This window comes from Streptomyces sp. NPDC041970, from assembly GCF_055588985.1.
Genome location: NZ_JBVJCD010000088.1, coordinates 10060 through 12672 on the forward strand (window position 1 = coordinate 10060; position 2613 = coordinate 12672).

Annotated in this window: 1 protein-coding gene; it reads left to right on the forward strand. The window is 74.0% G+C overall.

Annotation, left to right across the window (positions count from 1 at the left end):
* Positions 1-225 precede the first annotated feature (225 nt).
* Complete coding sequence (locus ACZ6EJ_RS26645) at positions 226-2478, forward strand: LamG domain-containing protein (RefSeq protein ID WP_469270658.1); 2253 nt, start codon at positions 226-228, stop codon at positions 2476-2478.
* Positions 2479-2613: the final 135 nt, after the last annotated feature.

Genomic DNA, 2613 nt, shown 5'->3' on the forward strand with positions numbered 1-2613 from the left:
CCTTCCCCCTCCCCCCCCCCCCCCCCTCCCCACCAACCCCCCCCCCCCCCCCCCCCCCCCCCCCCCCCCCCCCCCCCCCCGGGCCCCGTGTGTGCGTCCCCCCCCCCCCCCCCCCCCCCCTCGTCCGCCCCGACCGGCGGCGGGCCCGAACGCCCGCGGCCGGTCGGGCGGAGCAGTAGTACGCGCGGCCCGTCGGCCGCGGCTCGTCCTCACCTTCGGAGCTGAATGATGAACGGAAGTACGGGGCGGAGAAGCGGGGGGCGCGGCCGGGTACGGGCCGCTGCCGCCGCTCTCGGCCTGCTCGCCGGAGCCCTGTCCGCGACCGCGGCGGGGACCTCCCCCTCGGCCGCGCTGACCCCGCCGGTGACCATCACCGCGGACGAGCTCAGCACCTGGCAGACCAACGGCATCGTCTGGTCGATGGCCGCCGCAGGGGGCGTCGTCTACGCCGGCGGCACCTTCTCCACGCTGCGGCCCCCCGCGGCCGCCCCCGGCGCCGGCGAACGGCCCGCGGTGAACTTCGCCGCGTTCGACGCGGCGACCGGGGCCCCCACCGACTGCTCGCTGTCGTTCACGGTCTCCTCCGGGACCGCGACCGTCCGCGCCCTGGCCCTGTCGCCGGACGGGAAGACGCTGTACGCGGGCGGCCAGTTCGGCGCGGTGAACGGGGTCGGGGTGAGCAACATCGCCGCGATCGACACCGCCACCTGCACCCCCCGCGACGACTTCAAGATCGCCGTCACGGCGCCCGTGCGGGCCCTGGCCGTCACCGCCGACACCGTCTATCTGGGCGGGGACTTCACCAGCGTCGGCGGGCAGACCAGGAACAAGGTCGCCGCCGTGAGCACCAAGGCGTCCCTGCTGCCGTTCACCGCCAACGCCGACGAGGTGGTCCGGGCGATCGAGCTGACGCCGGACGGGCGCAACGTCCTGCTCGGCGGCAAGTTCTTCACGGTCAACGGCGTCGAGACGCACGCCCTGGCCGTGGTCGACGCCACGACCGGCCGGCTCACCACGTCCTATCCGGGGTTCATCCACAACAAGTCCACCGTCCAGGACATCGTCACGGACGCCACCGGCTTCTACACCGCCAACGAGGGCACCGGCGGCGGGGTGTTCGACGGGCGCATCGCCCTGAACCTCTCCGACTTCAAGCAGCGGTGGCGGGACACCTGCCTGGGGGCGACCCAGGCCGTGCTGGTCCACTCCGGGGTGCTCTACAGCGGCAGCCACGCCCACGACTGCGCCGACATGGGGGCCTTCCCCGACCAGCCGCGCAAGCACCTGCTGGCCCAGTCGGTCGACGACCCGAAGCTGCTGCCGTGGTTCCCGGACACCAACGACGGGCTCGGGGAGCCGGTCGGGCCGCGCGTGATGGCCAAGACGAGCAGCGGCGGGCGCACCTACCTGTGGGTGGGCGGCGAGTTCACCACGGTCAACGGCAAGCCGGGGCAGGGCCTGGGCCGGTTCTGGGACGGTCCGGACACCGGCGCGCCCTGGGTGCCCAACGTCAGCCTCTCCACGCTGACTCCGGGGCGGATCGACGTGAACTGGCAGACCAGCTTCGACACCGACGACGGCGAGCTGACCTACCGGATCTACAAGGACGGCGCCACCACCCCGGTCCACACCACGACCGCCTACTCCGTCTTCTGGGACCGGCCCCAACTGACCTGGACCGACACCGACGTCGCTCCGGGCGAGACGCACTCGTACCGGATCACCGCGTCCGACGGCATCAACACCAGTGCCAAGTCCCCGGTCCAGTCGGCCGCAGCGGTGACCACCGCGGAGGCCTACCCGGCCCGCGTCCGGGCCGACGGCGCCACGCTGTACTGGCGCTACGACGAGGGCTCCGGCACCTTCGCGCACGACAGCAGCGGCCGCCTCGCCAACGGCTTCCTGCGCAGCTCCCCCGCCTACCGGCAGACCCCGGCGGCGGTGGCCGGGCCCTCGACGGCGATCGGGCTCGACGGCGCGGACGAGTACGTGTACAGCAACCGGCTGCACGCCCGCCCGGCCGCCTACACGCTGGAGACCTGGATCAAGACCACCACCCGCGCGGGCGGGAAGATCATCGGCTTCGGCAACACGACCCAGCAGGACAGCGTCCGGCACGACAAGCACGTCTACATGCGCGACGACGGGCGGCTCACGTTCGGCGTGCGCAGCGGCGGCGCGCGCACCGTCACCACCCCGGCGGCGTACAACGACGGCCGGTGGCACCACATCGTCGCCACCCAGGGCTCCGGCGGCATGACGGTGTACGTGGACGGCCAGCGGCGCGCGTCGAACTTCCTGTACACCTCCAACGAGAACTACCCCGGCTACTGGCGGGTCGGCGGGGACTCCCTCAAGGACTGGCCCGAACGCCCCACCAGCGACTTCTTCGCCGGACAGATCGACGAGACGGCCGTCTACCCGACCGCGCTCAGCGCCTCCCAGGTGAGCGCGCACTACGCCCTGAGGAACGGGTGATGAAGCGCCTGCTCCCGGCCGTCGTCGCCGCCGCCCTGGCGGCGGCGCTGGCCGCCTGCGGCGCGTCCCCGCAGGGGACCGGGCCAGGGGGGCGGGGGGGTGCCGCCCCCGCGGCCCCTCCACACCCCATCCCCC